Annotated in this window: 1 protein-coding gene and 1 pseudogene; one reads left to right on the top strand and one right to left on the bottom strand. The window is 58.5% G+C overall.

Going from position 1 to position 468, the window contains the following annotated elements:
• Positions 1 to 347, bottom strand: a 347-nt coding sequence (locus HBA93_RS18520) for an SDR family NAD(P)-dependent oxidoreductase (protein ID WP_221724278.1), incomplete at its 3' end; no start/stop codon positions are given.
• Here HBA93_RS18520 and HBA93_RS18525 point away from each other — a divergent pair.
• A pseudogene (locus HBA93_RS18525) lies at positions 277 to 468 on the top strand (autotransporter outer membrane beta-barrel domain-containing protein); the annotation flags it as partial. The gene HBA93_RS18520 and the pseudogene HBA93_RS18525 overlap by 71 nt on opposite strands.

Here is a 468-nt window from a genome sequence, read left to right on the forward strand (position 1 = left end):
GCATTGACCCGAATGGATGTTCCTCCCCATTCCACTGCAAGCGCACGAGTCAGATTAACGACAGCACCTTTCGACGCATGGTAGGATGCAATCGGATAAAAGCCACCACCTGACAGTGCCATGATAGACGCCATATTGACAACTGCACCACCGCCATTGGCCCGCAGTCGCGGATACGACAGCCGGCACAATTCGAATGTTACGTCCAAATTGACCGTCATCGCCTGACGCCACAAGTCTGGCGTCAGGTCGGTAGCGGCTTTGCGCTGGACCAATGACGATGACGTGGTGCGCAGGAGCTTCGATGCGCTTTCCGGCGAGATACACGCTTCGGCCAAAGGCGCCATGATCGAAGACAGCCGCTATATCCGCAATGCAGCCAGTGACCGCCTTCGCGCCGCCTTCGGTGACGTCGGAGCTCCAACTGCTCCGGTGCTGGCCTATGGGCCGGGCGACACACCTGTGTTG

The organism is Ochrobactrum sp. SFR4 (assembly GCF_019730395.1).
GTDB lineage: Bacteria > Pseudomonadota > Alphaproteobacteria > Rhizobiales > Rhizobiaceae > Pseudochrobactrum.